This is a genomic window from Trichococcus sp. (assembly GCF_055118575.1).
The window spans coordinates 1-26,366 of the sequence record NZ_JBSQPW010000027.1 but is presented as its reverse complement, the minus strand read 5'-3'; the positions used below and the strand labels follow the sequence as shown (position 1 = coordinate 26,366).

Here is a 26,366-nt window from a genome sequence, read left to right as displayed (position 1 = left end):
TGCAAATATACACAAGCGCAAGTTTATGGTTATAATGAAAGCGAACCCAATGAGGTGCGAGGTCGGCAGGTTAATGATAGGGGAGGTGCGATCATGATAAAACCAAAGCGAGCCTATGTACAGGAAGAGCTTTTGGAATTACCGAAAATAAGGAGAGTTGGTCATTACCTCAGCGGAATGATCATGCCGAACGTGAGTGTTTTCATCACGTGGGGGATCATTACGACGCTTATTCAATATCTTCAGGGTCCGCTCCAGGCTTCTTTTCTTGAAATGGATCACCTCATGATCCAATTTCTGCTCCCTGTGCTGATCGCTTATACCGGGGGACGATTGATCGAGAATCGGGCAGGGGTCGTGGCGGCCGTTGCAGTGATCGGAATGCTTGTGGAATCAGAAGATCCGCAAATTCTGGGTGCCATGGTGATCGGACCGTTGATCGGCTGGAACGTTTTCCTTTTCGATAAATATCTTCTGCCTAAAGTCAAAGCGGGTTATGAGATGTTGGTGCGTAACTTTTCGGCGGGAATCATCGGCATGCTGTTCGGCTATTTGAGTCTTGTTTTTATCGGTCCTTTCATTGCGGGCGTCACACAGCAAATCAGTCTGCTTGTCGGTTGGCTGATCCAACGGAATCTGTTGTTGTTAACCAACCTATTTATAGAGCCATTGAAGGTCTTGTTTTTGAACAACACGCTGAACCACGGCATCTTGACGCCGCTGGGGATTGGACAGGCGGAGGATGCGGGAACCTCGATTTTATTTTTGATCGAAACCAACCCCGGGCCGGGGCTGGGTGTTCTGTTGGCGTTCATCTTGTTCAGCCGGAAGGACTTGAAGGCCACCGCCAGTGGAGCTTTTATGATCCATCTGTTCGGCGGAATCCATGAGATTTATTTCCCGTTTGTTTTGTTGAATACCAGGCTGTTCGCCGCAGTCATTTTGGGCGGGATGAGCGGCACGCTGGTTTTTGAGTTGTTTCAAGTGGGCTTGAAGGCACCAGCCTCCCCTGGATCGATCGTGACGATTCTGGCGAATACACCGCAAGAGATGCTGCTGGGTGTTGCCAGCGGCATTGCAGGAAGCGCAGTGGTAAGTTTTTTGACTGCTGCCCTCGTGATCAGGAAACACCGGACAAAAAAAGAAATTTCAGAAAAGGTGACCAAAGTGACGGAAATTCGGAAAATTTTATTCGCCTGTGATGCAGGGATGGGCTCGAGCGCCATGGGAGCCAGCTTGATGAGGCAGCAACTGGAAGCGCGCGGGATTGTGATTCCGGTGGATTACACGTCCATTTACCACGTGAACGATGATCCCCATCTGTTGCTTATCATCCAAAATGAGTTGAAGCATTTGGCCGAAATCCAAGCCCCTCACGCACAACTCGTCACAATCGGGAATTTTTTGGACCAAGAAGAGTATGCGAAAGTTGCGGCGCTGCTGACCGATGATCAAGAAATGAGAGAGATTCCGGAAACGCTCGGGCAAACGCTGCCCTATCAAAAAGTCATCTTTTTGTATGCGGATGGGGTGCGTGGTTCGCAGACGATGGCTGTGCACGCGTTCCGGAACCTAGCTGAAAAGCATAACATCAATGTCCTCATTGAAAAGCAGCCGTTGAACCAGTTGATTGCGGACCAGAGGAATCTGTATATCATCACGGAAGCCTTTGCTGCTGAGAATATCCTACCGAAGGCTCCGCTGTTGATTGTCGAACACCTTATCGCAACGAACAAATACGAAAAACTATTAAGGGGAGACTTGTCGGATGTTTCTAACGCCTAGAGAGACCATCATTTTAAAAGAACTGCTGCTTTCAGCTTCACCGGTCACAGTAGAACGCTTGATGAGTCTGCTGAAAGTCAGCAAGCGCACCGTTTACCGCGAGTTGGCGAATCTGGAGCTTTCTTTGGAATCCGTAGGCGCAAAGCTGGAAAAGGCGAGCAGGGGCCGTTTCCGTTTGATTGCTGAGGATGCCGCCAAGGCAGAAATCCTCTCCATTGTATCCGAGGATGAACCTTCCGAATTATCCGCCACGGAACGCCAACATGCCATTTTGCTGCAGCTGTTGAACAGTGATGAGCCGATCAGCATGCAGACGTTTTTGGACGAATACCTGATCAGCAATACCACGTTTTTTGCCGACATCAAGCAGTTGGAACTGAGGTTGGAGCGTCTGCCCTTGACGATCACGCGAAACCGCGGTTACGAACTTGCCGGCAGCGAAAAGTATCGCCGGCTCTTGCTGGCCAATATTTTAGGGATCGAGATCAATGAGTACCACTTCTTCCATTTTTCGGAATTGAAAGATAAAGAAATTTTCTTTTTGCAATTCATCAACCAAGAGCAGCTGCTTTTTGCCCAAAAACTGGTGCGGGAAATTGTCGAACCGCGCTTTTCCGATTTGAGTGACCGGAAACTGGAATTTTTGATTTTGATGCTGACGATTTCCATGGATCGCGTTCCGCGAGGCTGCCAGCTGGTGGAGGATTCCTATTCGGGACAGATCAATAAGGAGCTTTTGGACTTGTCGAAGCAAATTTTTGCCAAAATCGCCGCGCATACGAAGCAATTGTATGCGGTAAGTGAAGTCGTCTTCTTCGCGAATCTATTGGATGATTTTTTCAGTGACTTGGATAACGACTTTTTCAGCGAAAGCTTTGATCCGCGCTTGGCCTACCAGGTCAAGCAATTGATCGAAAATGTCAGCCGTGATGCGGAAGTAAATTTCTTTGAAGACAACAATCTGTATAAAATGCTTTTGACGCATCTTTCTGCGGCGTTGAGCCGCGCCATCCTGAATCAAGGAAGCCTCAACAATCCCATCCTGGAGCGGATTATGGCGCAATACTCGGAAGTTGCGGGGGCGATCCGCAAGGCCTGGCCGAAAGTGTTCCCGCAGCAGGAATTCTCCGAAGAGGAGATCGCTTATATGGTGCTGCATTTCGCTAATTCTCTGGAGCGCAGCCCGAAAGTCATTGCGGTGGATATTGCCGGCATCTCCCCAAGCGGCCTGGCTTCGATGCGGATGTTGGAAATGCGTTTACGGAAACATTTTCCTTTCATCAACGAAATCGTCTTTTTCCGCATTGCTGACCTCGGGAAGCAGAATCTGGAAGAGACGTTCGATTTGACCATTTCCACATCACTGTTGCCCGGATACAGCGGGAAATATTTATTGGTTTCCCCGTTGCTCCTGGAGGATGAAATCAAGCAGCTCAAAGAAGCCTTCCGCGCAATCGATCATACGAAACGGCATGTTCAAACCGCAGCGAGGCCGAGCTTGCCTGAAAATGACGACTATCAGGAAGTCATGACGTTTATTGACGAAATCAACCGGCTGCTGAAGCACTTTTTCGTCAAGCCTTTGGAAAACAGCGCCGACATATCCGAGACAGTCGCTTTGGCCGTAAAAGACATTTCGGCTGAAATCGTGGCGGATCCGGCAAAAGTCCGGGACAAATTGATGAGTCGCTACCAGCAAGCGCCGATCGGTATTCCCAATACCCATTTTGCTTTATTCCACGCTTCGCATGCAGCGGTTCTTCAGCCCTGTTTTTGTGTCTTTGATCTGCAGACGCCGCTGGAAATAGTCGGGATGGATAAGGAACCGATGACCTTGACGCGGATTTTGATCATGCTGGCTCCGGATCCGATTGAAGAGAACGTCGCCAAAATGCTGGGGAAAATCAGTGGAGCGATCATCATGAACGATTTGGGGATGGAAATCTTCAATTCCGGCAATGAAGCGATCATCTATCAGCTTTTGTCTGCGCTCTTGATCGAAGAAGTAAAGAAATGAAGAAACGATGAAACCCGGAAGTGAGGAGTTCGTATGATTACGATCAAAGATGAGCATATTCTGTTGGATCAGGTGTACAGCAGCGCCGAAGCGGCAATCATCGCTGCCGGGGAGTTCCTGGTGGCGCAAGGGTTGGTTTCTCCCAACTACATCGAATCAATGCTGGCACGCCATCGCAAAGTGAGCGTCTACGTCGGCAATTTCGTCGCCCTGCCTCACGGGGACAGCGAGGGCCAGCCGTTTATAGAAGAAGAAGCCATCTGCTTGATTCAGGTGCCTGACGGCGTCAACTTCGGCAGTGATCAGGAGCCACAAATCGCGACTATCCTTTTTGTGGTGGCGCTGAAGGAAAAACAATTGGAAGCTTTGCAGGACATCGCTTTTTTCTGCTCGGACATCGAAAACGTGATGGCGCTGAGCGATGCCAAGGATCTGCAGGCGGTACGGAATATTCTCGAAAACAGCTAGTGCAACCACATTCAAAAAAAAGCAAGTGCCGTCTCGAAAACGAGACGGCACTTGCTTTTTTTGCGCTCACGGGTTGGTTGCCGGAGGAGCGCGCAGGAATGTGGCCGCAGCTCCGACGAAGGATTCGCTACCGGAGGATACCGGTAACTTTCAGCCTCAACTTCGACGAAGCCATCCTTGTCGGAGAACACAATCCAGAATGTGGCTCAAATACCGACGAAACCGCCGTTCACCGGTGAAGAGCAGTGCGGATCCTGGTCATGCTCACTGCGTCCCGAAAGGCGCAATCAAGTCCTGGCACAAATAAACGTGCCAAAGCACGACTATAAACCAACTCCGGAAGCGCATACAATAAAGACATCAAAAGAAACAGTTTGAAGGGAGAAACAAAAAGATGGAACAGACACAACAAACATCGCTGAAGGCAAAGGTTCAAAAGTTAGGCAGTACCCTTTCAAGTATGGTGATGCCGAATATAGGGGCACTCATCGCTTGGGGAGTATTGACCGCATTATTCATCCCGGATGGCTACTTGCCGAATGAATCCTTCGCTTCCATGGTCGGCCCGATGCTTACATACTTGATTCCCTTGTTGGTCGGCTATACAGGAGGAAAAGTGATTGCAGGCGAACGCGGTGCGGTTGTCGGCGCCATCGCCACAATGGGTGTGATTGTAGGGACAGATATCCCGATGATCATGGGTGCCATGATCATGGGACCGTTGGGTGGTTTCGTGATCAAGAAATTCGACGGTCTGTTCCAGAACAAAATTAAGACCGGATTCGAAATGCTGGTCAACAATTTCTCGGCAGGTTTGATCGGATTCGCTTTGGCGCTTGTAGGGTTCCAGGCAATCGGACCGGTGGTTGACCGTTTGACTCAAGTGATGGCAGCCGGGGTGGAAACAATCCTGAATGCACAATTGATTCCTTTAACAAATATTTTCATCGAACCAGCAAAAATTCTTTTCCTGAACAATGCAATCAACCACGGGATTTTGACACCGTTAGGAACGGAGCAAGTCAGCGAGACAGGTCGTTCGATCCTCTTCCTGCTTGAAGCGAATCCTGGCCCTGGTTTGGGCGTGTTGTTGGCTTTCACGCTATTCGGCAAAGGCTCAGCGAAATCGACAGCGCCGGGTGCGATGATCATCCACTTCTTGGGTGGGATCCACGAAATCTACTTCCCTTACGTCATGATGAAACCGCTGTTATTCCTGGCAGTCATCTCGGGCGGCGTTTCCGGCAGCTTTGTGTTCCAACTTTTAGGCGCTGGTTTGCGGGCTCCGGCTTCACCAGGTTCAATCATTGCGATTTTGGCCATGACGCCGATGGGTTCATACCTGCCCGTCATTTTGGGAGTACTCGCCGGTGCAGTAGCTTCTTTTGCGGTAGCAACAGTCATTTTGAAGGCGGACTCCAAAGAAACCGTCGATAATTTTGAAGAGAGCGTCAAAGCGACCCAAGCCGCAAAATTAAGCGCAAAAGGCTCAGCTGGACAAACGGGTCTAACTAACATGACAGGCATCCAGCACATCGTTTTCGCTTGTGATGCAGGGATGGGATCAAGCGCAATGGGAGCTTCTATCCTGCGCAAAAAAATCAATGCAGCCGGGCTGCCGCAAGACGTCACCAACCGCGCCATCAATAATCTGACGGACGCAGCGAATACGCTGATCGTCACCCAGGAAGAACTAAAGGAACGGGCGCAACAAAAAGCACCGAATGCAACTTTCGTGGCGATCGAAAATTTCCTGAACTCGCCCAAATATGATGAAATCGTGGCGACGCTGTCCGGCACCAATCCGAAAGAAGCAGTCGTTGCAATACCAGCACCAACGCCGGCTCTTGATTTAGACTTTTCAAACATCAGCGAGATTGTCCTGGTCCACGATGACCGCAAAGGCTCCGCCACGATGGGACAAAAAGTAGTAGAACGGATTTTGGAAAGGGAAGCATTGGATATCCCCTTAAGGAAAGTGCACATCAATGAACTGCAAGCATCTCCACAAACGTTGGTGATCAGCAAGAATAGCCTGACGCAAGCGGCCCGACAAAAAGTTCCTGCTGCGGTCCATCTGTCAGTCGACAGTCTGATCACTACGCCCAAATACGAGAGTGTCGTCGCCAACTTGAAGGCAATAGCCTAAGGAGAGGAAGAATAAAATGAATAATTTGGATACAGAAATGATCGTTTTGAATAAAGCATTTGCTTCGAAAGAAGAAGCCATCCGCTTCTGCGGGCAGAAACTGGTGGATGCAGGCTGTGTGGATACGGATTATGTGGAGGCTATGGTGCAACGGGATCGGATGTTGTCAGTGTACATGGGGAATTTCATCGCGATTCCCCATGGCACCGATGCAGCCAAAGAGCACGTGAAAAAATCAGGCATTTGTGTTGTCCAAGTGCCTGACGGGGTCGATTTCGGTGACGAGCAGGAAGAAAAAGTGGCAACCGTTCTGTTCGGCATCGCTGGAGTCGGGGATGACCACCTGGCACTGATCCAAAAAATCGCGCTGTATTGCAGCGACGTGGACAACGTAGTCACTTTGGCGGACGCTTTAACAAAAGATGAAATCACTGGCAGCTTAGCTATAGCATAGGGAGAGATGAAAATGAAAGCAGTACACTTTGGCGCCGGAAACATCGGCCGCGGCTTTATCGGAGAAATTTTGAACCAAAACGGATACGCCATCACGTTCGTGGATGTGAACGATACAATCATCGATGCTTTGAAAACGCGCGGCGGCTATACGATCGAGTTGGCGGACGAATCACGCGCACAGATCCAGATCGAAAACGTCACTGGCCTGAACAATGCCAAAGAAGCAGACAAAGTGGTGGAAGCAATCGTCGCAGCGGATATCCTGACGACTGCCATCGGACCGAATATTCTGCCGAGAATCGCGCAGTTGATCGCGGAAGGGATCAAGGCGCGTGCTGCCCGGAATATCCAGCAGCCGCTCGACATCATCGCCTGCGAAAACATGATAGGCGGCTCGACTTTCCTGAAAGAGGAAGTCAAGAAATATTTCACGGACACAGCTTATTTGGATGCGTATGTCGGCTTTCCGGATGCGGCCGTGGACCGGATCGTTCCGATGCAGCAACATGCCGATCCGCTCTTTGTTCAGGTAGAGCCTTTCAGCGAGTGGGTCGTGCAAGGGACCGCCTGCAAGAGCCCGATCCGTCTTGAAGGAGTTGCCTATGTGAACGATCTGGAGCCTTATATCGAACGCAAATTGTTCAGCGTCAATACAGGCCATGCTACGGTAGCCTACACAGGCGCGTTGCAGGGATACGAAACAATCGATGAAGCGATGCAGGATCATCTGGTCGTCATCCAATTGCGCTCCGTCTTGCATGAGACAGGCAAACTGCTGATTGCTAAATGGGGATTTGATGCGGCAGAACACGAGAAATATATTGAAAAAATCATTGGCCGTTTCCAAAATAAATACATTTCCGACGCGATTTCGCGTGTAGCGCGCACGCCTCTGAGAAAATTGGGCAACCATGAGCGCTTCATCCGTCCGATGGTCGAGTTGACCCAAATCGATGAGATGCCATTCCATCTTTTGGAAACAATCGGCATGGTCTTCAATTATTTCGACCCGGAAGATGAACAATGCCAAGAACTGAAAGAAATGATCCTGCAAAAAGGCTTGGACAAAATCATTCCGGAAGTAACCGGAATCGACAACCAAAAAATACTGGGCAGCATCAAACAGAATGTAGAGAAATACGCTTATAAAGTGGCCTGATCGGCACTTTTCGAATTTGGTATGGATTGTACTCGTGGGGGAGCTTAGCTTAGTCCAAACCGCCCACGAGTATAAATTTTTCTAAAGTAATGACTCAAACCGGCGTTGCGGTTGAAAGAGGATTAAAAACATTTTGACAATGTCACTGGTTATAGGATAAAATGCATGTATTCTGGAAAGTAAACTGCAAGGAGGATAGAGGAAGAGCAAATGGATAGCGCCAGACTTCAGGGAGCACAGGCAATTTGGCCCTGAAGTGACGAGGATTGGGTTTATCGAAAGATTCGGCGGATGACCCAAGGCACGTGTAGTCTACAGGATTGAAGCAAAAAAGACCCTTTTGCGGCTTTAGAGCCCGGAACGGTCTTACAGAAATCAATCCCCACACCCAGAAAAAATCGATATTAAAGGGGATTTTTACGCTTATGTGTGGAATAGTTGGATATGTAGGACAAGGCAATGTACAAGAGGTATTGTTGCATGGATTGGAAAAATTGGAGTACCGTGGTTATGATTCAGCCGGTATTTTTGTCGTAGACGCTGAAAACCAAGGGCATGTATTCAAGGAAAAAGGCCGCATCGCGGATTTGCGCGCGATCGTCGACAAGCAAGTCGAGGCGCATGTAGGCATCGGTCACACAAGATGGGCAACGCATGGCGTGCCAAGCGCAGAAAATGCGCACCCGCACCAATCTGCGGATGGACGTTTCACACTAGTCCATAATGGCGTCATCGAAAACTTCAAAGAAATCAAAGATGAGTATTTCCCTGGTGTGACTTTCATCAGCCAAACAGATACAGAAATCGTTGTGCAGCTGATCGGAAAAATCGCTGCTGAAGAAAACCTGGACGGCAAAGAAGCTTTGCGCCGTGCTTTGTCGATCGTGAAAGGCTCTTACGCTTTCGCGTTGGTTGATGCGCAAGCGCCGGATGTCCTTTACGCAGCCAAAAACAAAAGCCCGTTGTTGATCGGTTTGGGCGATGACTTCAACGTCGTTGCCAGCGATGCAATGGCTACTGTTCAAATTACGAACCAATATGTGGAAATCCACGACGGCGAAATGATCACATTGACAGCTGATGGCGTTGCAATCGAAAAGTTGGACGGAAAAGCCGTAACCCGTAACCCGTACACAGCCCAAATCGATGCCAGCGACCTGGAAAAAGGGACATACCCTTACTACATGTTGAAAGAAATCGATGAGCAGCCTGCTGTTATGCGTAACATCATCCAAAAGTACCAAAACGCAGAAGGCCGCTTGACGGTTCCTGATGAATTGGTCACTGCTATGTTGAAAGCTGACCGTATCCACATCGTGGCTTGCGGAACGAGCTACCATTCCGGTTGGGTAGGCAAACATTATCTGGAAAAAATTGCACAGATCCCGACAGAAGTGCATGTCGCCAGCGAATTTTCATATAATCCGCCATTGTTGAAAGGCAATCCGTTCTTTATCTTCCTTACCCAAAGTGGGGAAACTGCGGATAGCCGCCAAGTACTGGTGAAAGTAAAAGAATGGGGTTACCCGGCTTTGACGATCACAAACGTGGCTGGTTCGACCTTGTCGCGTGAAGCGGACTTCACGCTGTTGTTGCATGCAGGTCCGGAAATCGCAGTTGCCTCAACGAAAGCTTACACGGCACAGATCGCTGTCCTGGCTGTTTTGTCGGATGCGTTAGGCGCGAGAACCGGTCATGATATGGGAATCGACATGGTCCATGAGTTGGGGATTGTCGCAAATGCGATGGAATCGGTCATCGATGACAAAGAGCGCATCGCTGCATTGGCCGACATCTACTTGCCGAACACCCGCAATGCTTTCTACATCGGACGCGGTCTGGATTACTTCGTATCAATGGAAGCTGCTTTGAAACTGAAAGAAATTTCTTACATCCAAACAGAAGGTTTTGCTGCCGGAGAATTGAAGCACGGCACAATCGCATTGGTTGAAGAAGGCACACCGGTATTGGCGATCATCACCCAAGCGGACGTTGCCAGCCATACCCGCGGAAACGTCGAAGAAGTGCGTTCGCGTGGCGCAAACACTTGCGTCTTCGCGATGGAAGGATTGGCCAACGAAAATGACCAAATCATCCTGCCTGCTGTTCACCCAGCGCTGGCACCACTGATGACAGTCGTACCGACACAATTGATGGCTTACTACGCAACACTTCACCGTGGTTACGATGTCGACAAACCACGTAACTTGGCCAAATCGGTTACGGTTGAATAAAAAAACTAAAATTTGTTGCAATTGAATGAACTGACTTGAGCAGTACGGAACCCTTTCGGGGGATCCGCACTGCTCTTTTGTTGTTTGCGGTTCGGGGCCGACTGCGCTTGCCGGAGGAGCGCGCCGGGTGCGGGCCCCAGCTCCGGTAAGCCGCCGGCCGCCGGAGCACATCGGTAATAATCAGCCGCACATCCGACGAAGCTTTGCTCATCGGAGAAGGCAAAGATGACTAACAGCGGAACTCCGGCGAAGCCTGCGTTCACCGGAGGACACCACCTGGTTACCCGTTAATCCGATCCCGGGCGAAGCTTCAGACAAAAAAGATAGTAGCTGCCTTGATGCGGCAGCTACTATCTTTCGTAATGCGTCCAAGCAGACCAGATAATGACTTCTTTTGTGTCAACGTCGACAGAATAGACTACCCGATGTTGGATATTTAACCGTCGTGAATATTTATCACTCAAATTTCCCACTAATTTCTCATAAGGCGGTGGATTTTGAAAGGGATTCTCTTTCAAAACATCCATTAACCCGATGAATTTCTGATCTAAATGAGCGGCTTTTAAATTTTTTAGGTCTTTCATAGCGGATTTTGCTATTTTTACATAGTATTCCAATCGATGTCCTCCAGTGTAACAAATTCATGTTCTTTTTCACGTTGTTGGACGACATCGGCTACTCCGGAAGATTGAAGGTACAGAGTTTCTTGAATAGCGTCCCAATCTTTTTTGCTGACCATAACCGCTTCGCTTTCTTCCTTTTTACCTGATATGTAGACGGGTTCATGGGTTTCGTTGACATCTTTCAGTAATTGATAAAAGACTTTGCGTGCCTGACTTGGATTTACGATAGACATAGGATTTCCTCCTTTTAAGTTTCTTACATTATTATAGCGTACTTGATTAAGTACGTCAAAAAGTGTCACGAACGGAATCACTCAGAGAATGGAACGTTCGCAGTTATCCGTATGTTTTTTTCCTTTACACAGGTCCGATTAGTTCAAAGATAATAGCACTGCAGGGAAGGAATGCTTGCACTAATTCGAATTTTTCAGCGGATACAGGTTTGCGATCCGCAAGATCAAAAACAGAAGAAATAAGATTTTCCCAACAATGGCGCACTTTTTCCGGAATCAGACGCACAAATATGTTTTAAATCCTCTTCCTCCGATTTCCGCCAGTTGAATTAGTTCAAAAATTCGGCCCTTTTTTTCGGCCGAGGTCTGTATTAATTTATTTTTTATTTGGTCTATACTCTGGAATATAGAGATTGAAAGGGGATACAAAACATTATGACAAACAATTGGTTGGAATTAGACGGAAAAACGGTTATCGTTACAGGAGGCAATTCAGGCATCGGATTGCACATCGCGGATCATCTGAAACAACAAGGCGCAAACGTCGTCGTGGCGGACTTGAGTGTTGAAACGGGAACGAACGTTTATGGTAAACTGAATGTGAAGACAGACGTGACTTCCATCGCGAGCGTCGAGGCAATGGTCGAGAAGGCTGTTGAGAAATTTGGCAAAATCGATGTTTTGGTCAATAATGCAGGCATGAACTTGCCGCGCTTGTTGGTGGATGTCTACAGCGATGAAAGAAAATATGAAATCGATGAAGATTCATTCAACAAAATGACAGCTGTCAATCAAAAGGGAATGGTATTCACTACACAAGCTGTCGTCAGAAACATGCTGAAGAACAAAGTTGAAGGCACAATCATTAACATCTCTTCCGAATCCGGGATGGAAGGTTCCGTCGGTCAAAGCATCTACTCCGCAACAAAAGGCGCCACCAATTCTTATACGCGTTCATGGGCAAAAGAACTGGGTAAATTCGGCATCAAAGTCGTCGGTGTCGCACCGGGGATCAACGAAAAAACAGGATTGACAACTCCTGCCTACAATGAAGCATTGGCTTACACAAGAAACATACCGGTTGAACAGTTGGATACAGGGTATGAAAAGAGCATTCCGTTGGGACGCGTCGGAAAATTGGACGAAATCGGCTACTTGGTCGCATTCCTGTCCTCCAATAAATCCGATTATATCACCGGAACAACAATCAACATCACAGGCGGGAAATCTAGAGGATAGTATGGGGGCAGTCAGATGTCAACGGCAAGCGATAGAGAGCTTTTGCTGAGAGTGTTACTTTCAAATAAAGACAAAAATTTTCAGAGTCTCGAGGAAGCGTCGGGAAAAAACAGCTATCAGATCAAAACGATCATTTCGGAATTGAACGCTATCTACGAAGGATTCCTAAAAATCCGGATCAAGGATGAATCACAAGTAGACATCGTCAGAGAGGAGGGGGCGAACATATTCAACACACTTCGTTACAACACACAGCAGGATTTTAATAAAGTAGAATGCAGGATTGCGTACTTATTGTACCGCCTGATAGTGACAGAGGAATATCTGAATATCGGAGACCTCTCCGAAGAAATGAGCGTAAGCCGGAGCACGGTGAACAACGACCTGAAAAAGTTGAAGCAACTTTTGGAGAAATACAATGCAAAAGTTGTCGGCATCCCGAACAAAGGCATCACCTTCCAGTGCAGCGAATTCGGCACACGATTGGTCCTCATCTATGAAGTCTTCGAGTTGCTGCAGATGACCTTTCTGCCGGACCAGGAGGTTCAAGGAGTGCTTGACGGACTCGCCCGGGACTACAAGCTGGATGAGCAGGCAAAAGGATTGCTTTATAAGGCTTTCGCCGTAAGCGCTCACAGGGTGACGCACGGGCATACAATCGATTCCGAAATCCCGATGTACAAAAACTTCGAGGCGGATTCGGCAAACATCATCGCCTATGTTCAACTGCTGCAAAAGAAATTTGCGGTTTCATTGAATGACCATGAAATTGCTTTTCTTTCCTTCCCGATCAACACAAGGAATTCCGCTTACGTAAAAGGAAGCGAAAATACCGAAAACGAAGAGGTGCTGAGGCAAGTTGTTTCCAGCATGCTGAAGACGGTACGCGATCAGGTCATGATCGAGATTGATGAAGAAGCCTTCTTTGATAAAGTAAAATACCATCTGCTTTTCCTGATAAACAGACTGGTCTTCCGGATCCCAAACACAGATCTTTACCTGGAGCAGATCAAACTCAAATACCCTTTAGCCTTCGAGCTGGCGAAGATTTCGCTTTCCGAACTGAATCGCCTGTACCAATTGCGTGCCAGTGCGGATGACATCAGCTATCTGGCTGTCTACTACGCACTGATGCTGGACGAACGGCAAGCGAACGATCCGAAAGGCAAAAGCACAAAGGATGTCGGCATCATCACCAATCTTGGGAGAGGCAGCTTTGAGCTGATCAGCAGGCAGATCAAAGAGATAGTCGGGAATGAGATGAATATCGTTCACCTGAACACCGACAGCCTTCCGAAAGAAAAACTGAAGCGATTCCGGCTGCTGTTCACAACCGAAGAGATCTCTTTGGACACCGAAGTCCCTGTCATCAAGATCGACAGACTGGTCAGCCCGGACGACTTGGCCCAAAAAATCTATGCAGTGGAGAAAGATCAATACAACATCAAGTACCTGACGAACGAAAACATCAGTTATCACCTTGTCAATCTGAAAGGCCAAATGGGCTACTTTGATTATGTGGAAGAAATCATGTCCTACCTGTCCAGAAGATACCGATTGTCCGAGGATATCCTCGATCGGTTCGTCGAAAAAGAAGAACGGCATACGATGATTTATGAGAATAAGGTAGCTTTCCCGCATTTAACCGATCCCAACATCAACAAGTTGGTATTCGTCTTGGGAAACATCACAATGGCCAACCGCAATGATGCTTTTTCCTTGATGTTGTTTCTGGTGACACCCGAGAACATTTCTGAGCAACAAGAGAAAATCTTGATGCAAGTATATGATTTTGTCTTTAAGGTCATCAATGAGCCTACTTTGATCAATGTTCTGAAAAAAGTGGAGGATGCACAAGGGTTGATTGAGATGCTGGAGAAAAGAGGTACAAAATAGATGAACAATATGTTTGCATTGGGTATTCTGGTTGTCGGTGCTTTTTTGATCCAAAGCGCACTGGGCTTTTTCCAGATCAGGCATTTCGGCACTGAATACAACGAATTGAAGGCGGACGGCAGGGTTGCGATAGGCAAACGGGCAGGGAAACTGACCTCAGGAACGATCATCATGTTCCAACTGGATGCGGAAGGCGTCATCGTCAGGGGCAAAAAGCTGCAGGGAACCACGATCTTAGCCAGATTCAAACCGTACAACAATTTCAACGGCAGATCCATCGAAGCCATCAAGGCAGACGATCCGGATGTGCTGGCTGAAATCAAGATCACCCGCAAAACCATCATGAATGCGGTCACCAACTACAGGATGTTCATGAGCGGAGAAATCATTCCGGAGAAAGAATCGCCCTTTAAGGAACTGACCAAAAAAATCACACACATCAAATTCGGATAAATCGCGTAAGAAATAATAGGAAATAATACATAAAATAAGGAGTGTTACATATGGACTTTTTAGTTAAAGGCGCAGAAAGCTTCATCGGACTATTTCAATTAGGTGCAGATACATTTATGAGCTGGATGACCGGCATCGTGCCGATCGTCTTGATGCTGATGGTATTCATGAACGTCGTGATCAAACTGATCGGTGAGGAAAGAATCAATGGACTTGCACAACGCTTCTCCAAATATTCCTTGGTCCGGAACTGCATTCTGCCTTTCTTGGCAGCGTTCATGTTGGGTAATCCCGCCTCGTTCACATTGGGAAGATTCTTGCCTGAATTTTACAAACCAAGTTTCTACGCGGCACTTGCGCAATACAACCACACGAGTAACGGTCTTTTCCCGCATATCAATGCAGGCGAATTGTTCGTATTCCTGGGAATCGCTTCAGGTGTTGAAACGTTAGGCTTGAGCACCACGCCATTGGCAATCCGTTATCTGCTTGTCGGGCTTGTGATGAATGCTGTCGGCGCATACGTAACCGACTTCACGACGGCTTATGTCTGCAAAAAATCCGGCATCCAGTTGAGCAAAACCGCTAAAGTTCAATAATAACGACCAAGAAGATGTTGCTTAAAACAAACAGAATGCATGAGAACGAGAGGGGTATTCATTATGACAAAATATAACAGCATCAAAATCGAAAAAGGATCCGGCGGCTGGGGCGGACCACTGATCATCACACCAACAGAGCAAAAACATAAATTCATCTACATCGTTGGCGGAGGGGAAAAACCTGCCATCGTCGACAAAATTGCTGAACTTACAGGGATGGAAGCCGTGAATGGATTTAAAACATCCATCCCGGACGATGAAACGGCATTGGCCATCATCGATTGCGGCGGAACATTGAGATGCGGCATCTATCCGCAAAAAGGCATCCCAACAATCAATGTCGTTGCCACCGGCAAATCCGGTCCTTTGGCTAAATACATCACCGAAGAAATTTACGTTTCAAATGTTGGTTTGAATCAGATCCAAGTCACCGGCGAAACAGCAAACGTAGCGGCGGCAAGCACGGCTGCTGCAGAACCAGTTGCAGAAGAAAAGGTAGCTTACACGACAGACAAAAAGCTGACGCAACAAAACGCCGAAAAAGGCAGCGTTGTGGCTAAAATCGGTTTGGCTGCCGGTAAAGGGATTGCGATCATGCTGCAGTCAGCCCGTGAAGCGGTGCAGACGGTATTGCAGACGATCATCCCGTTCATGGCCTTTGTGGCGATGCTGATCGGTATCATCCAAGGCAGCGGAATCGGCAATCTGTTCGCGAAAATGATGATTCCGTTGGCAGGCAATGTCTGGGGATTGATGGTCATCGGCTTCATCTGCTCTCTGCCTATCCTTTCTCCTTTATTGGGACCTGGCGCTGTAATTGCGCAAGTTATCGGAACATTGATCGGCGTTGAAATCGGCAAAGGCAATATCGAACCGAGTTTGGCTTTACCGGCTTTATTCGCAATCAACACACAAAATGCTTGCGATTTCATTCCGGTAGGGTTAGGCTTGCAGGAAGCAGAAGCCAAAACAGTGGAAGTCGGCGTGCCATCCGTTCTTTACTCGCGATTCCTGAACGGTGTGCCCCGCGTATTCGTCGCTTGGTTAGCAAGCTTCGGACTATATTAAAAAGGAAGAAAAGCAGACCAAGCCCGCTTGGCCTCATATGCTAAAAACTAATGATCGGAAAAGGTGAAGAAAATGTCAATTTATTCAACGGTAGTCACAGAAATCGGACCCAACGCGAAGGAATTCTTGGCGGAGGATATGATGGTATTGTTCGGAGACGATGCGCCGGAAGCATTGCGGCCTTATTGCTTCCTGATTGAACAAAATGCGCTAGAGGAAGATATTCAACTGGGACACGCGTTGGTTATCGGCGATGAAAGTTATCGCGTCACAGCTGTAGGAGATGTCGTCAACAAAAACTTGAGGGATTTAGGGCACATCACCATCAACTTCAGTGGGGAAACCGTCGCTGAACTGGCAGGGTCACTGTATGTCGAAAACAAGGCAGTGAACGAAATCGCGGAAGGCACCATCATCAAAATAACTGAAACTGTGGGGTAGTCGCTTATGTACATAGATTCTAACGACATCAAAGCAATCGGAAGTTTTTTGAACAGCGGATTTCTGAAAGGAGTCACCACCAACCCGACGATTTTGTCGACCGGTTCCGGCAGTCGCTTCAAACAATTACAAGATTTATTGGCTTTGGAGCCGACGGAACTTTTTGTGCAATTGCTGGGTACGACTGCTGAAGAAATGTTTGCCGATTATGAAGCAATAAAGACATTTGATGCAAATCATCGACTTTCGATAAAGATTCCCGTTACAAAAGCAGGATTGGAAACAATCAAAAAAGTGAAAGAGGATGATCCGGAGAGAGATATCCTCGGTACACTGATCTATTCTGCCGATCAGGGGATCCTGGCCGCCGCCGCAGGATGTGATTATCTGGCACCCTATGTGAACAGGATGCTGAACAATGCGATCGATCCATTCAAAGCGATCCGTTCCATGCGGACATTCATCGATGCCAGAGGATACAAGACCAAAATCATGGCAGCGAGCTTCAAAAATTCCCAACAAGTCATCGATTCTTTGGAATCGGGCGCTCATACTGCCACGATCCCTCCGGATGTCCTGAACAGTATGCTTAACAAAGATTTGGCATTGCAGGCACTGCAGGTTTTTGAAGCGGATGGACAAGCATTGTTTGGAAAATACGGAGCGTAACCCACCAAATTTGATCATGTGGATTTCACTTACAGAAAAGGCTGCCTCATTGGGGCAGCTTTTTCTGTTGTGCACATCATCAACCGATAAGCAGGACAACAGTGAGTTGACTTCCTGAAAAATTATGATACGATTAGAACAACAGCAAACGAACTGAATATTCTTTTTAACCACTAGGGGTGCTTTACCGGCGGATGACTGTCCGCCAAAAAGCTGAGATCGAAGTAGGACTTCGAGACCCTTAGAACCTGATCTGGTTTGTACCAGCGTAGGGAAGTGGCGGCCTCTTTTTGGCCAAGTAAGTCCCTATCAGCTAAGGAACGTACAACCACTTTTTTCCGTTGGGAAGAGAGTGGTTTTTTGTTTGCAAAAAATAAGAGCGGCCGTCCGGATGGATCAGAACCTGGCGGATGCTCCCAACATATGGAGGGAAAGCAGTGACATTTTCAGCAGAAATCCGCCAAGCGGTCGAACCTATCTGGGCGGCCAGCATGGTGCATCCGTTCGTCAAAGGGATCGGGGATGGCAGCTTGCCTTTGGAGAATTTCCGTTTCTACATCCAGCAGGATTCCTATTACCTGACGCGCTTCGCCAAAATTTTGGCGCTTGGCGCGGCCAAAGCGCCGGATATCGAGACGACCAACCAATTCGCCGACTTCGCGAAGCATACGTACAGCGCCGAAATCGGCCTGCATGAACAATTTGCAAAACTGCTGGGCATCACCGCGGAGGAAAAAGAGTTTTTCAAACCGGCGCCGACCACTTACGCCTACACTTCCCACCTTTACCGGGCCGGACACGCGGGCCATCTGGGGGACGTCATCGCTGCCGTGCTGCCGTGCTATTGGCTCTACGCCGAAATCGGGGACGCCTTCCAGGACGCGGCGCCGGAAGAACCGATCTATCAGGAATGGATCGCTACCTATGGCGGGAAGGATTTCCAGGACCGGGTGGATGAACAGATTGCGCATCTGGATAAAATCGCCGTAGCCGTGAGCGAGGCGGACCGCGAAAGGATGAAAGCGCATTTCATCATCAGCAGCCAATACGAATACGCTTTTTGGGAAATGGGCTACCGGATGGAGACCTGGCCGGTGCCGTTGGAAAAATAAAAATAAAAATAAAACATAAAGAGGAGACAGAAAAAATGAAAAAAGAATTGAAACTGACAGATATTTTGGTGACGATCGTCATCGCCATCGCATTCGGGATCGTCTACATCCTGTGGGGGACGGTCTATTACGCAGTGCAGCCGTTGGGTCTGCACCTTGATCAGCTGCTTTACGGCATGTGGTTCATCGCCGGAACCGTCGCCTATTTTATCATCCGCAAACCGGGTGTGGCGCTGTTGGCGGAAATCGCCGCAGCTTCAGGAGAATTCCTGTTGGGTTCGCCTTGGGGTCTGACCGTGCTGCTTTCCGGCGTGGTGCAGGGCTTGTTTGCGGAATTGGTGTTCATGGCCTTCCGCTACAAACGCTTTGATCTGAAGGTTGCCGCTCTGGCTGCCTCGGCATCTTGCGTGGGATCGCTGCTGGTGGATGCGCTGAACGGCCAGATCGCCGAGTTGGCTCCATGGAACTTGGCACTTTACTTGCTTGCCCGATTCGCAGGCTCGATTTTCTTTGCCGGCGTGCTGGCCTATTACCTGGCGGAAGTTTTGGAGGACACCGGCGTGACGAACCTTGTCCGTCCGCTTACGAGTGATGATTTCACAGAGTTGGATTGAGGGGGTTGGCGGAAATGGGCAAGCAAGCCTATGTCGAAAAACTGAAGCTGAAATTTCCCGGGGATGCCGATTTGCTGTTCCGCGACTTGGACTTTTCGGTCGCGGCCGGTGAGAAAGTGCTGCTGTTGGGCCCGTCCGGCTGCGGCAAATCCACGCTGCTGCAGGTGCTGAGCGGGCTGATTCCGCAATCGATCGAAGTGCCGCTGAAGGCAGAAAAGCTCGTGACGCCGGCTTCCTGGGGCTACGTTTTCCAGGATCCGGACAGTCAGTTCTGCATGCCTTACGTCGATGAAGAGCTCGCATTCGTGCTCGAAAATCTGGCGGTTCCGCGCGAGGAGATGGCTGCCCGAATAGACTGCGCGCTTCGACAAGTGGGCTTGGAATTGGCGGATAGCCACATCCCCATCGCGAGCCTGTCGGGCGGGATGAAGCAGCGGCTGGCGATCGCCTCGGTATTGCTTTTGGATCCGGAGGTGCTCTTTTTGGACGAACCTTCCGCCATGCTGGATCCGCAAGGGACGGAGACGATCTGGGAAGTGCTGCAGGAAGTCTGCCGGGACAAAACGGTCGTCATCGTGGAGCACAAAATCGATCATGTGCTCGTATTCGCCGAACGCCTTGTTCTGTTCGATGCAGCCGGCCGTATCATCGCCGATGGGCCGAACGCAGAAATCTTCTCGGCCTATAAGGATGAGATGATGGAGCAAGGCATTTGGTTTCCGGGCGTATGGGACCGGCATCTGGCAGGAACGCCGTTGCAAAGGGAGCACGGTTCTTTTGGGTTGCAGCGTCCGCTATTGGAGCTGCGCGATTTCAAAGGCTTCCGCAATGGGGAAACAAAAATCAGCGGAGTCGAGCTGGCGGCCTACCCTGGCGAATGGGTCATTATCCACGGTCAGAACGGCGCTGGGAAAAGCACCTTCCTCCATGCGGTCATGCAGTTCATCAAAACGAGCGGCCGCTGTGAGCTGGAGGGCAGGCCGATCAAAAAAGTGAAGAAGCTGGCGGAGCGGATGGCTTTCGTCTTCCAGAATCCGGAGTACCAGTTCGTTGCGAACACGGTTTATGAAGAGATGGCCTACTCGCTCCGGCTGGACGGGAAAGGCCAAGCCGAAATCGACCGGCTTGTGGAGGAATATCTGGAGCTCTTCCAGTTGAGCGGACAGCGGGAGAAAAATCCTTTCCAACTTTCGATGGGGCAGAAGCGCCGTCTGAGCGTAGCGGCGACGATCATCCAAGGCCAGCAGCTAATCCTTTTGGATGAACCGACTTTCGGATTGGATTCCAAAAACACCTTCGCCTTGTTGGGGTTTTTGGAGAATTACCGCAAAAAAGGCGCTGTCATCCTGATGGTGACGCACGATGAAGTGATCGCCCGGAATTACGGGACGGCATTTTGGCAAGTTGTTGACGGCGAAATCCGCGAGACCACGGGATCGGCTATGGACAGGCGGACCGCAGTCTCCGCCGATCTGCGGCTGGTAGGGGGGCTCTGCGGATGAGGGAATGGGAAATGGTCAAAGAAACCTGGCTTCACCGGGTCAATCCCAGCCTGAAATTGGCCGTGGCGCTGCTGACATGCATCGTTGTGCTGTTTGTCCGTAATCTTGAGTTGATGGCATTCATCGGCAGCGGGCTTTTGCTCCTGTTCCTGCTGTTTACGGGGCAGCCGCTGAAGCGGATCTTGTTGCTGCTGATCCCGTTCTGTGCGATTTTCGTATCGACAGCCAGCGCCATGATCCTGTTCGGGAACGGACAAACGCTTTGGTTCGAATGGGGATTGATCCGCATCACCGAAGAAAGTTTCCTGCGGGGCATGCTGATCGGCTTGCGCGCATTGGTCTTCGCCGTGCTTGGCTTGACCTTCGCCTTGACGACCCGGCCAGTCAATTTATTCTATTCGTTGATGCAGCAGCTGCGGATGGATCCTAAATACGCGTACAGCTTCATGGCGGCGCTGCGCTTGATCCCGATCATGACGGAGGAATTCGAAACGATCCGCAATGCCCGCAAGGTGCGCGGCGGCGAAAGGGTGAAGGGGCTGAAGGGCATCCTCTTCAAGATGAAAGTCTACACCATCCCGCTGTTGTCCGGTAGCATCCGGCGTGCGCACCGCATCGCCGTTGCTATGGAAGCGAAACGCTTTTCCGACAAGGAGAGCCGGACCTACTATTATGATATCGGCTTTTCCGGAAATGATGTCCTGTTCCTGGCTTACATGGGGATGCTGGGGATCGTGGTCTACGGCGCGAAGGAGTTTTTCTGAAATTACAAGGAATGGATGCTCTGAACAAAATGCCAAAAAGACTTTGGCGGCGAGAACCACCTACAGTTGCGTGATCTCTCGACAATCCGCGGTACCGTCCTGGGCGGATGCCCGACAAAAGGACGCTCGGTCAGGTTTGATGTGGTTTTCGGTGATCGTTTAGTCGACAGATGCGCGCTCTCTCGGGTTTCCGTTCTGCGAATGCAAAGAAATACCAGACAGAGGGGCGGTCTCGTTTCGAGACCGCCCCTCTGTCTGGTATTTTCGTATTGCTATGATGAGCTGTTATTCTGCTTGGCAGGATTGATCGCGGACGCCGTTCTTGCCGTCATTTTCTGCATCGGCTGCACCGTATTGGTTGCCGTCGCCGTCAGTCTCGCCCGTGGCATTTTGATTGCCGTCCTGCTTGGCTTGCGTACCAGTCCCGTCGCACGTTCCGCTTTTCTCGCGGGCGCGTTTCATGGTTGCATCTTCATTACCTTGTTTTTTTGCGCCTTCGTTTGTGCATTCGCCTGACTTGATCTGCTCTTGGTTCATGGTTCCGTTCTGGGCTGCTGTGTCGCTCGCTGCCAGTACCGGCGCGGCCCCTCCAACAAATAAGCCTGCAACGGATAGGATAGTCATGATTCTCGTCTTGTTCATTTTTGTTTCCTCCTGGAATGTTTTTTTGTTATTTCTTTCTTGAACATAGAATAATCAAAAAGTATGGCAGAAGCGTGTTTTTAATGGCACGTTTGTATGGTATTATCGGGGTGAAAACATAATCTTGCCATATTTTTCCAGTATGATTTCCATGAGGAGTGATTACGATGGTAAAGCTATTGATTGCGGATGACAATAAACAGATCACGGCCATCCTGAAGGAGTACGCAGAAAAGGATGGCTACGAAACGGCTGTCGCCTATGATGGCGAGCAGGCGCTGCAGGCATTCGGGAAAGGCAAATTCGACTTGATTCTGTTGGATGTGATGATGCCGAAAAAGGACGGTTTCGAGGTATGCCGGGAAATCCGGAAAGTTTCCTCGGTCCCCATCATCATGGTGACGGCGCGGGGGGAAGACTTCGAACGCATCATGGGCCTCGATATCGGGGCGGACGACTACATCGTCAAGCCGTTTTCGCCGGGCGAAGTGATGGCGCGCATCCGGGCGATCCTGCGGCGTTTGGACCAGACGCCGGAAAATAAGGATCAGCATAAACTCTACGTCCATGAAGATCTGGAGATCCGGTTGGACGAGTTTATCGTAAAGGTCGCCGGTCACCAAGTCCATCTCACGAAAAAAGAGATCGAGCTGCTTTGGATTTTGGCGACGAACAAAAACAAGGTTTTCAGCCGCGACAATTTGTTGGACAGCGTCTGGGGCTACGACTATTTCGGCGATAATCGGACAGTCGATTCGCACATCAAACGCCTGCGGGCAAAAATCGACCAGATTCCCCATCCGGCTTGGGACATCAAAACGGTGTGGGGAGTCGGTTATAAATTTGAGGTAGAAACTGATGAAATATAAGATCACCCGCAAGCTGGTCCTCTATTTCGCATCCGTCATCCTGTTGTTCTCCGTGGTGGTCGGAGGGGCATTCCTGTTGCTGTTCACCCGGCATACCGAAGAAATCTACCGGGCGGGTATGCAGGAGCGGGCCGAGGCGATCGCTGCTGGCGTCGCGGATTATCTGGAAGGCGGGAGTCCCGCTTTAGATGAGGGCGCACTCACTGTGAATGGTAATGATGCCGGAAAGCAGGCAGGTAATCCCCTGGTCGCGCAATCCGGCGCAACTGGGGCGACCGGACGCAATAATGTGAACGGATACAACGCCTATATCACAGCCATTCAGGATATCGCGATGGGCGAGGTGTGGATCGTCGATCAATCCGCAGAGACGATCAGTGTCGGGACCGGCAAAAAAGAGATCACCTATGCGGAACTACCAGGCGCTGCGCTGGCGCTTGTCGATGAGGTATTCGAAGGCGAAGTCGCCTTCAGCGAAGGCTTCAGCCCATTATTGGAGGATACCTCCATCACGGTCGGGGCACCGGTGCTCTCCTCAGAAGGGGAGGTCATTGCTGCGGTCCTTTTGCACGACTATATCGCAAACATGCAGACTGCCGTGCGCTCGGGGCTGTCGACCTTGGGGATCAGTGCAGCGGTGGCCTTGATCGCAGCCATCGGGATAGCGGTCCTGTTGGCGAAACGCTTCATCCAGCCGCTGAAAAGGATGGAAGAAACGACACAGCAGTTGGCGGACAACCATTACGAAGCTCAGACAGGCATCGTCCAAGATGATGAAATGGGTTCGCTTGCGGCTAATATCGATATTCTGGCGGATAAGTTGGCGGAAGCCGCGCAAGAGAGCGCCAAACTGGATAAGATGCGCAAGGATTTCATCACGAGCATCTCCCATGAATTGCGCACGCCGGTCACGGTCATCCGTGGTTCATTGGAGGCCTTGAACGATCATGTGGTCGAGGATCCCTCCAAAATCGATGAATACCACCAGCAGATGTTGACCGAAAGCATCCATCTGGAGCGGATGATCAATGATCTGCTGGAACTGTCACGGTTGCAGAATCCGGACTATCAAATGGAGATGAGCTCCTTGAATTTTGTGGATGTCGTGGAGAACGCCATCCGATCAGTCCGCTATATCGCAAGGGAAAAGGGGATTACGCTGACTTTCTCGAAAGAGCCACTGGCGTTTATGCTGATGGGGGACTATACCCGGCTGCGGCAGATGCTGCTCGCCGTGATGGAAAATGCCGTCAAATTTTCTGCCGAAAAGAGCGAAATCCGGATCACTTTGACTGGCTCAGGTGAAGGCTGCCGATTGGCTGTCACCGACAACGGGCCGGGGATTCCGGAAAAGGATCAACCGTACATCTTTGAAAAGTTCTTCAAATCAAATGAAGAAAGTAACAAGCAAGGCACCGGTCTGGGTTTGGCTGTCGCCAAGCAGATAGCCAATCGACATGGCATCGTTTTGTCGGTCGAAAGCATACCTGGAAAAGGATCCACCTTTCTTTTTGACCTGAAACAATAAAAAATCAGCTGCAGTGTTTATACAGACGGCGGCTGATTTTTTTATTTGATATCGGCAATTCTTTCGGGTTCCCATTGCATATGGTCATAGACATGGCTGCTCAAAATCCGCTCGGAAACGGTCCGGAAGCCGACTTTTTCATAGAGTTTTTTTGCCTGCAGATTGTCCTTGTCGCAATTCAGGCCGATGACGGTTTCGCCCGCGGCTGTGGCGAGTGTCGGCAGTGCCTGCAGCAATTGGTGGGCGACACCTTTTCCGCGCGCTGCCTGCTTCGTCACGATGGAATCCAGATACCATTCTCCGGCAAACGTTTCGCTGTCGGGGAAAAGTCTGGGCCCAGTGATCTGCATTTCCTCAAAAGCGGTCCGGAGTGCGGCATCGATGATCGGTTCTGAGGCTCCCGGATAGCCGAAGCAACAGCCGAGTATTTCCCCCTCTTCTTCGTAGACGAGGCCGTTGCGGTAGCTGAACCGGTAGACGTCCTCGTGCATCGCCCGAACTACCGCGGCTTTCAGGACATCCGGATCCAAGAGATCAAGCAGCGGCAATTCCATATCAACGAAAATCTCGTGGATCAGATCATACAGTTCCGGGCAGTCCTCTTTTTGTGCTTTGCGTATCATTCGTATCGTTCCTTTCAGGTTTATTAACTACAGTATAGCATTGTCCACTGCATGTCCGCAGACCGCGCGAGGCGGCAGAGTATTTGCGGGCATTGGAGGAACAAAAAGAAGAAGCCGCATAAGCAACGGCTTCTTCTTTTTGTTGTATTATTGGTTTCCTTGACGGCGGTATTGTGAAGGCGTGCAGTTCGATAATTCCCGGAATGTTTTCGAGAAGTGCGACGGTGACTGGAAGCCGACCAAGTGCGCGATATCGGCGATTGCGATATTGGTGTTGCGCAACATTTTTTGCGCTTCGTCGATACGGATATGGATCAAGTAGTCGATCGGCGACATGCCGACTTCCTGCTTGAAGATCCGGATTAGGTAGAACTTATTGATGTGGACCAGATCCACCAAGTCATCCAAAGTGATGTTCTTGTGGTAATTCACTTTCATGTAATTCTTGACCGTTTGGATTTCTTTGTGGTTCTTTTTGTTCAGTGAATTGCGGATCGAGAATTCTTCCAGACGCAACAAGTGGATCAGGATGATCTCGACGAAGCGTTTGCTGACCTCTTCGTAGCCTTGGTTGCGTGTGCTCATTTCATCCAGCAATAAATTCAGGAAAGTTGCGGTTTCTTTTTCACCGTCGTTATGGCGGTAATAAGAGAAGTCGCTCTCTGCATCCCCGATTTTTGAGAACTCAAGTCCGTGAATGCCTATTTCGATGATTTCTGCAGCTTTATCTCCTGTCAGGTCCCAATAGTACTCTACATTCGGATTCAATAAGATCAGCTGATCTTTTGAGAGTTTTTCCGTCGTTTCTCTCATGATTAAAGAAACATCCCCAGATGTAACGTAGAAAAGTTTAACATAAGGAAATTTTTGGTAGTTAGTAGGTTGGGCCGATGTGATTGTATTCTTTTCAGCGAGTACAATCTTCAAGGAGAGGTTTTTTATGTTGGACATGGTATACATAGTAATCCTCCTAACGTGATATATCTGATAGCAACGGTTCGACAATTTGAAAATTAATTGACTCAAATTCCATATCATCCGAACGAGCCAATAACAATAATAATATACTATTTTTTTGGTTTGTCTAGTATATTTTATAAAAATATAAAAATTTAATCCTTGGCTTAATTGCAATATCAAATGCATAAAAAATTTTAAAAACCTTTATAGACAGCGAATTACTCAATAATCCAGTATTACCAATGCTTTGAAGCCATTGA

General features: G+C 49.2%; 25 protein-coding genes and 1 riboswitch. Of the genes, 20 read left to right on the top strand and 5 right to left on the bottom strand.

What is annotated here, in order from left to right:
• The first annotated feature begins 93 nt into the window (after positions 1-93).
• From ACTCCX_RS08775 to glmS, 7 genes are all read left to right on the top strand, one after another.
• The gene (locus tag ACTCCX_RS08775) at positions 94-1,785 is read left to right on the top strand and encodes a PTS transporter subunit EIIC (RefSeq protein WP_463275646.1); all 1,692 of its coding nucleotides are present in this window, start codon (positions 94-96) and stop codon (positions 1,783-1,785) included.
• Positions 1,769-3,802, top strand: coding sequence for a BglG family transcription antiterminator (locus ACTCCX_RS08770; RefSeq protein ID WP_463275645.1), 2,034 nt, complete (start codon positions 1,769-1,771; stop codon positions 3,800-3,802). The genes ACTCCX_RS08775 and ACTCCX_RS08770 overlap by 17 nt, the downstream gene beginning before the upstream one ends.
• Positions 3,803-3,835: 33 nt before the next feature.
• Positions 3,836-4,270 carry a PTS sugar transporter subunit IIA gene (locus ACTCCX_RS08765; protein ID WP_463275644.1) on the top strand — a complete coding sequence of 145 codons (435 nt, stop codon included), beginning with the start codon at positions 3,836-3,838 and terminating at the stop codon, positions 4,268-4,270.
• A 394-nt stretch (positions 4,271-4,664) separates the two neighbouring features.
• Positions 4,665-6,419: a PTS mannitol-specific transporter subunit IIBC gene (locus ACTCCX_RS08760; RefSeq protein ID WP_463275643.1), complete on the top strand. Its 1,755-nt coding sequence runs from the start codon at positions 4,665-4,667 to the stop codon at positions 6,417-6,419.
• Between the two features lie 16 nt (positions 6,420-6,435).
• Positions 6,436-6,873, top strand: a complete 438-nt coding sequence (locus ACTCCX_RS08755; protein ID WP_463275642.1) for a PTS sugar transporter subunit IIA — start codon at positions 6,436-6,438, stop codon at positions 6,871-6,873.
• Between the two features lie 12 nt (positions 6,874-6,885).
• Positions 6,886-8,034 (top strand): mannitol-1-phosphate 5-dehydrogenase, encoded by a 1,149-nt coding sequence (locus tag ACTCCX_RS08750; protein ID WP_463275641.1) that lies wholly within the window; start codon positions 6,886-6,888, stop codon positions 8,032-8,034.
• A 425-nt stretch (positions 8,035-8,459) separates the two neighbouring features.
• A complete protein-coding gene (gene glmS, locus ACTCCX_RS08745) occupies positions 8,460-10,268 on the top strand; it encodes a glutamine--fructose-6-phosphate transaminase (isomerizing) (RefSeq protein WP_463275640.1) in 1,809 nt (602 codons plus the stop codon).
• Between the two features lie 350 nt (positions 10,269-10,618).
• On the opposite strand, the gene ACTCCX_RS08740 is transcribed toward glmS, so the two are convergent.
• The gene (locus ACTCCX_RS08740) at positions 10,619-10,885 is read right to left on the bottom strand and encodes a Txe/YoeB family addiction module toxin (RefSeq protein WP_463275639.1); all 267 of its coding nucleotides are present in this window, start codon (positions 10,883-10,885) and stop codon (positions 10,619-10,621) included.
• Entirely contained in the window at positions 10,870-11,124 is a 255-nt protein-coding gene (locus ACTCCX_RS08735) for a type II toxin-antitoxin system Phd/YefM family antitoxin (protein WP_463275638.1), read from the bottom strand. Before ACTCCX_RS08735 ends, ACTCCX_RS08740 begins: the two co-directional genes overlap by 16 nt.
• A gap of 435 nt (positions 11,125-11,559) precedes the next feature.
• On the opposite strand from ACTCCX_RS08735, the gene ACTCCX_RS08730 reads away from it, so the two are divergent.
• The 11 genes from ACTCCX_RS08730 (at position 11,560) to ACTCCX_RS08680 (ending at position 21,484) form a co-directional block, all read left to right on the top strand.
• The gene (locus ACTCCX_RS08730) at positions 11,560-12,363 is read left to right on the top strand and encodes a sorbitol-6-phosphate dehydrogenase subunit (protein WP_463275637.1); all 804 of its coding nucleotides are present in this window, start codon (positions 11,560-11,562) and stop codon (positions 12,361-12,363) included.
• 15 nt (positions 12,364-12,378) lie between these two features.
• Positions 12,379-14,259 carry a BglG family transcription antiterminator gene (locus ACTCCX_RS08725; RefSeq protein WP_463275636.1) on the top strand — a complete coding sequence of 627 codons (1,881 nt, stop codon included), beginning with the start codon at positions 12,379-12,381 and terminating at the stop codon, positions 14,257-14,259.
• Positions 14,260-14,712: a transcriptional regulator GutM gene (locus tag ACTCCX_RS08720; RefSeq protein ID WP_463275635.1), complete on the top strand. Its 453-nt coding sequence runs from the start codon at positions 14,260-14,262 to the stop codon at positions 14,710-14,712.
• Between the two features lie 50 nt (positions 14,713-14,762).
• Positions 14,763-15,311, top strand: coding sequence for a PTS glucitol/sorbitol transporter subunit IIC (gene srlA / locus ACTCCX_RS08715; protein WP_463275634.1), 549 nt, complete (start codon positions 14,763-14,765; stop codon positions 15,309-15,311).
• A 63-nt stretch (positions 15,312-15,374) separates the two neighbouring features.
• Positions 15,375-16,382 carry a PTS glucitol/sorbitol transporter subunit IIB gene (gene srlE, locus ACTCCX_RS08710; protein WP_463275633.1) on the top strand — a complete coding sequence of 336 codons (1,008 nt, stop codon included), beginning with the start codon at positions 15,375-15,377 and terminating at the stop codon, positions 16,380-16,382.
• 72 nt (positions 16,383-16,454) lie between these two features.
• Positions 16,455-16,823, top strand: a complete 369-nt coding sequence (locus ACTCCX_RS08705; protein ID WP_463275632.1) for a PTS glucitol/sorbitol transporter subunit IIA — start codon at positions 16,455-16,457, stop codon at positions 16,821-16,823.
• A 6-nt stretch (positions 16,824-16,829) separates the two neighbouring features.
• Complete coding sequence (locus ACTCCX_RS08700; protein WP_463275631.1) at positions 16,830-17,492, top strand: transaldolase family protein; 663 nt, start codon at positions 16,830-16,832, stop codon at positions 17,490-17,492.
• A 165-nt stretch (positions 17,493-17,657) separates the two neighbouring features.
• A riboswitch (TPP riboswitch) is annotated at positions 17,658-17,784 on the top strand.
• A 145-nt stretch (positions 17,785-17,929) separates the two neighbouring features.
• The gene (gene tenA, locus ACTCCX_RS08695) at positions 17,930-18,604 is read left to right on the top strand and encodes a thiaminase II (RefSeq protein ID WP_463275630.1); all 675 of its coding nucleotides are present in this window, start codon (positions 17,930-17,932) and stop codon (positions 18,602-18,604) included.
• A 35-nt stretch (positions 18,605-18,639) separates the two neighbouring features.
• A complete protein-coding gene (locus tag ACTCCX_RS08690) occupies positions 18,640-19,218 on the top strand; it encodes an ECF transporter S component (RefSeq protein WP_463275629.1) in 579 nt (192 codons plus the stop codon).
• 14 nt (positions 19,219-19,232) lie between these two features.
• Complete coding sequence (locus ACTCCX_RS08685) at positions 19,233-20,720, top strand: ABC transporter ATP-binding protein (protein WP_463275628.1); 1,488 nt, start codon at positions 19,233-19,235, stop codon at positions 20,718-20,720.
• A complete protein-coding gene (locus tag ACTCCX_RS08680) occupies positions 20,717-21,484 on the top strand; it encodes an energy-coupling factor transporter transmembrane component T family protein (RefSeq protein ID WP_463275627.1) in 768 nt (255 codons plus the stop codon). The genes ACTCCX_RS08685 and ACTCCX_RS08680 overlap by 4 nt, the downstream gene beginning before the upstream one ends.
• A 285-nt stretch (positions 21,485-21,769) precedes the next feature.
• Here ACTCCX_RS08680 and ACTCCX_RS08675 read toward each other — a convergent pair whose 3' ends face one another.
• A complete protein-coding gene (locus ACTCCX_RS08675; RefSeq protein ID WP_463275626.1) occupies positions 21,770-22,126 on the bottom strand; it encodes a hypothetical protein in 357 nt (118 codons plus the stop codon).
• 167 nt (positions 22,127-22,293) lie between these two features.
• Between ACTCCX_RS08675 and ACTCCX_RS08670 the strand changes: the two genes are divergently transcribed.
• Positions 22,294-22,995 carry a response regulator transcription factor gene (locus ACTCCX_RS08670; RefSeq protein WP_463275625.1) on the top strand — a complete coding sequence of 234 codons (702 nt, stop codon included), beginning with the start codon at positions 22,294-22,296 and terminating at the stop codon, positions 22,993-22,995.
• Positions 22,985-24,523, top strand: coding sequence for a sensor histidine kinase (locus tag ACTCCX_RS08665; RefSeq protein WP_463275624.1), 1,539 nt, complete (start codon positions 22,985-22,987; stop codon positions 24,521-24,523). The genes ACTCCX_RS08670 and ACTCCX_RS08665 overlap by 11 nt, the downstream gene beginning before the upstream one ends.
• Positions 24,524-24,564: 41 nt before the next feature.
• Here the strand turns inward: ACTCCX_RS08665 and ACTCCX_RS08660 are convergent, their stop codons facing one another.
• A complete protein-coding gene (locus tag ACTCCX_RS08660; protein ID WP_463275623.1) occupies positions 24,565-25,146 on the bottom strand; it encodes a GNAT family N-acetyltransferase in 582 nt (193 codons plus the stop codon).
• 147 nt (positions 25,147-25,293) lie between these two features.
• On the bottom strand, positions 25,294-25,959 hold the full coding sequence (locus ACTCCX_RS08655) for a helix-turn-helix transcriptional regulator (protein WP_463275622.1): 666 nt from the start codon (positions 25,957-25,959) through the stop codon (positions 25,294-25,296).
• Between the last annotated feature and the right edge of the window lie 407 nt (positions 25,960-26,366).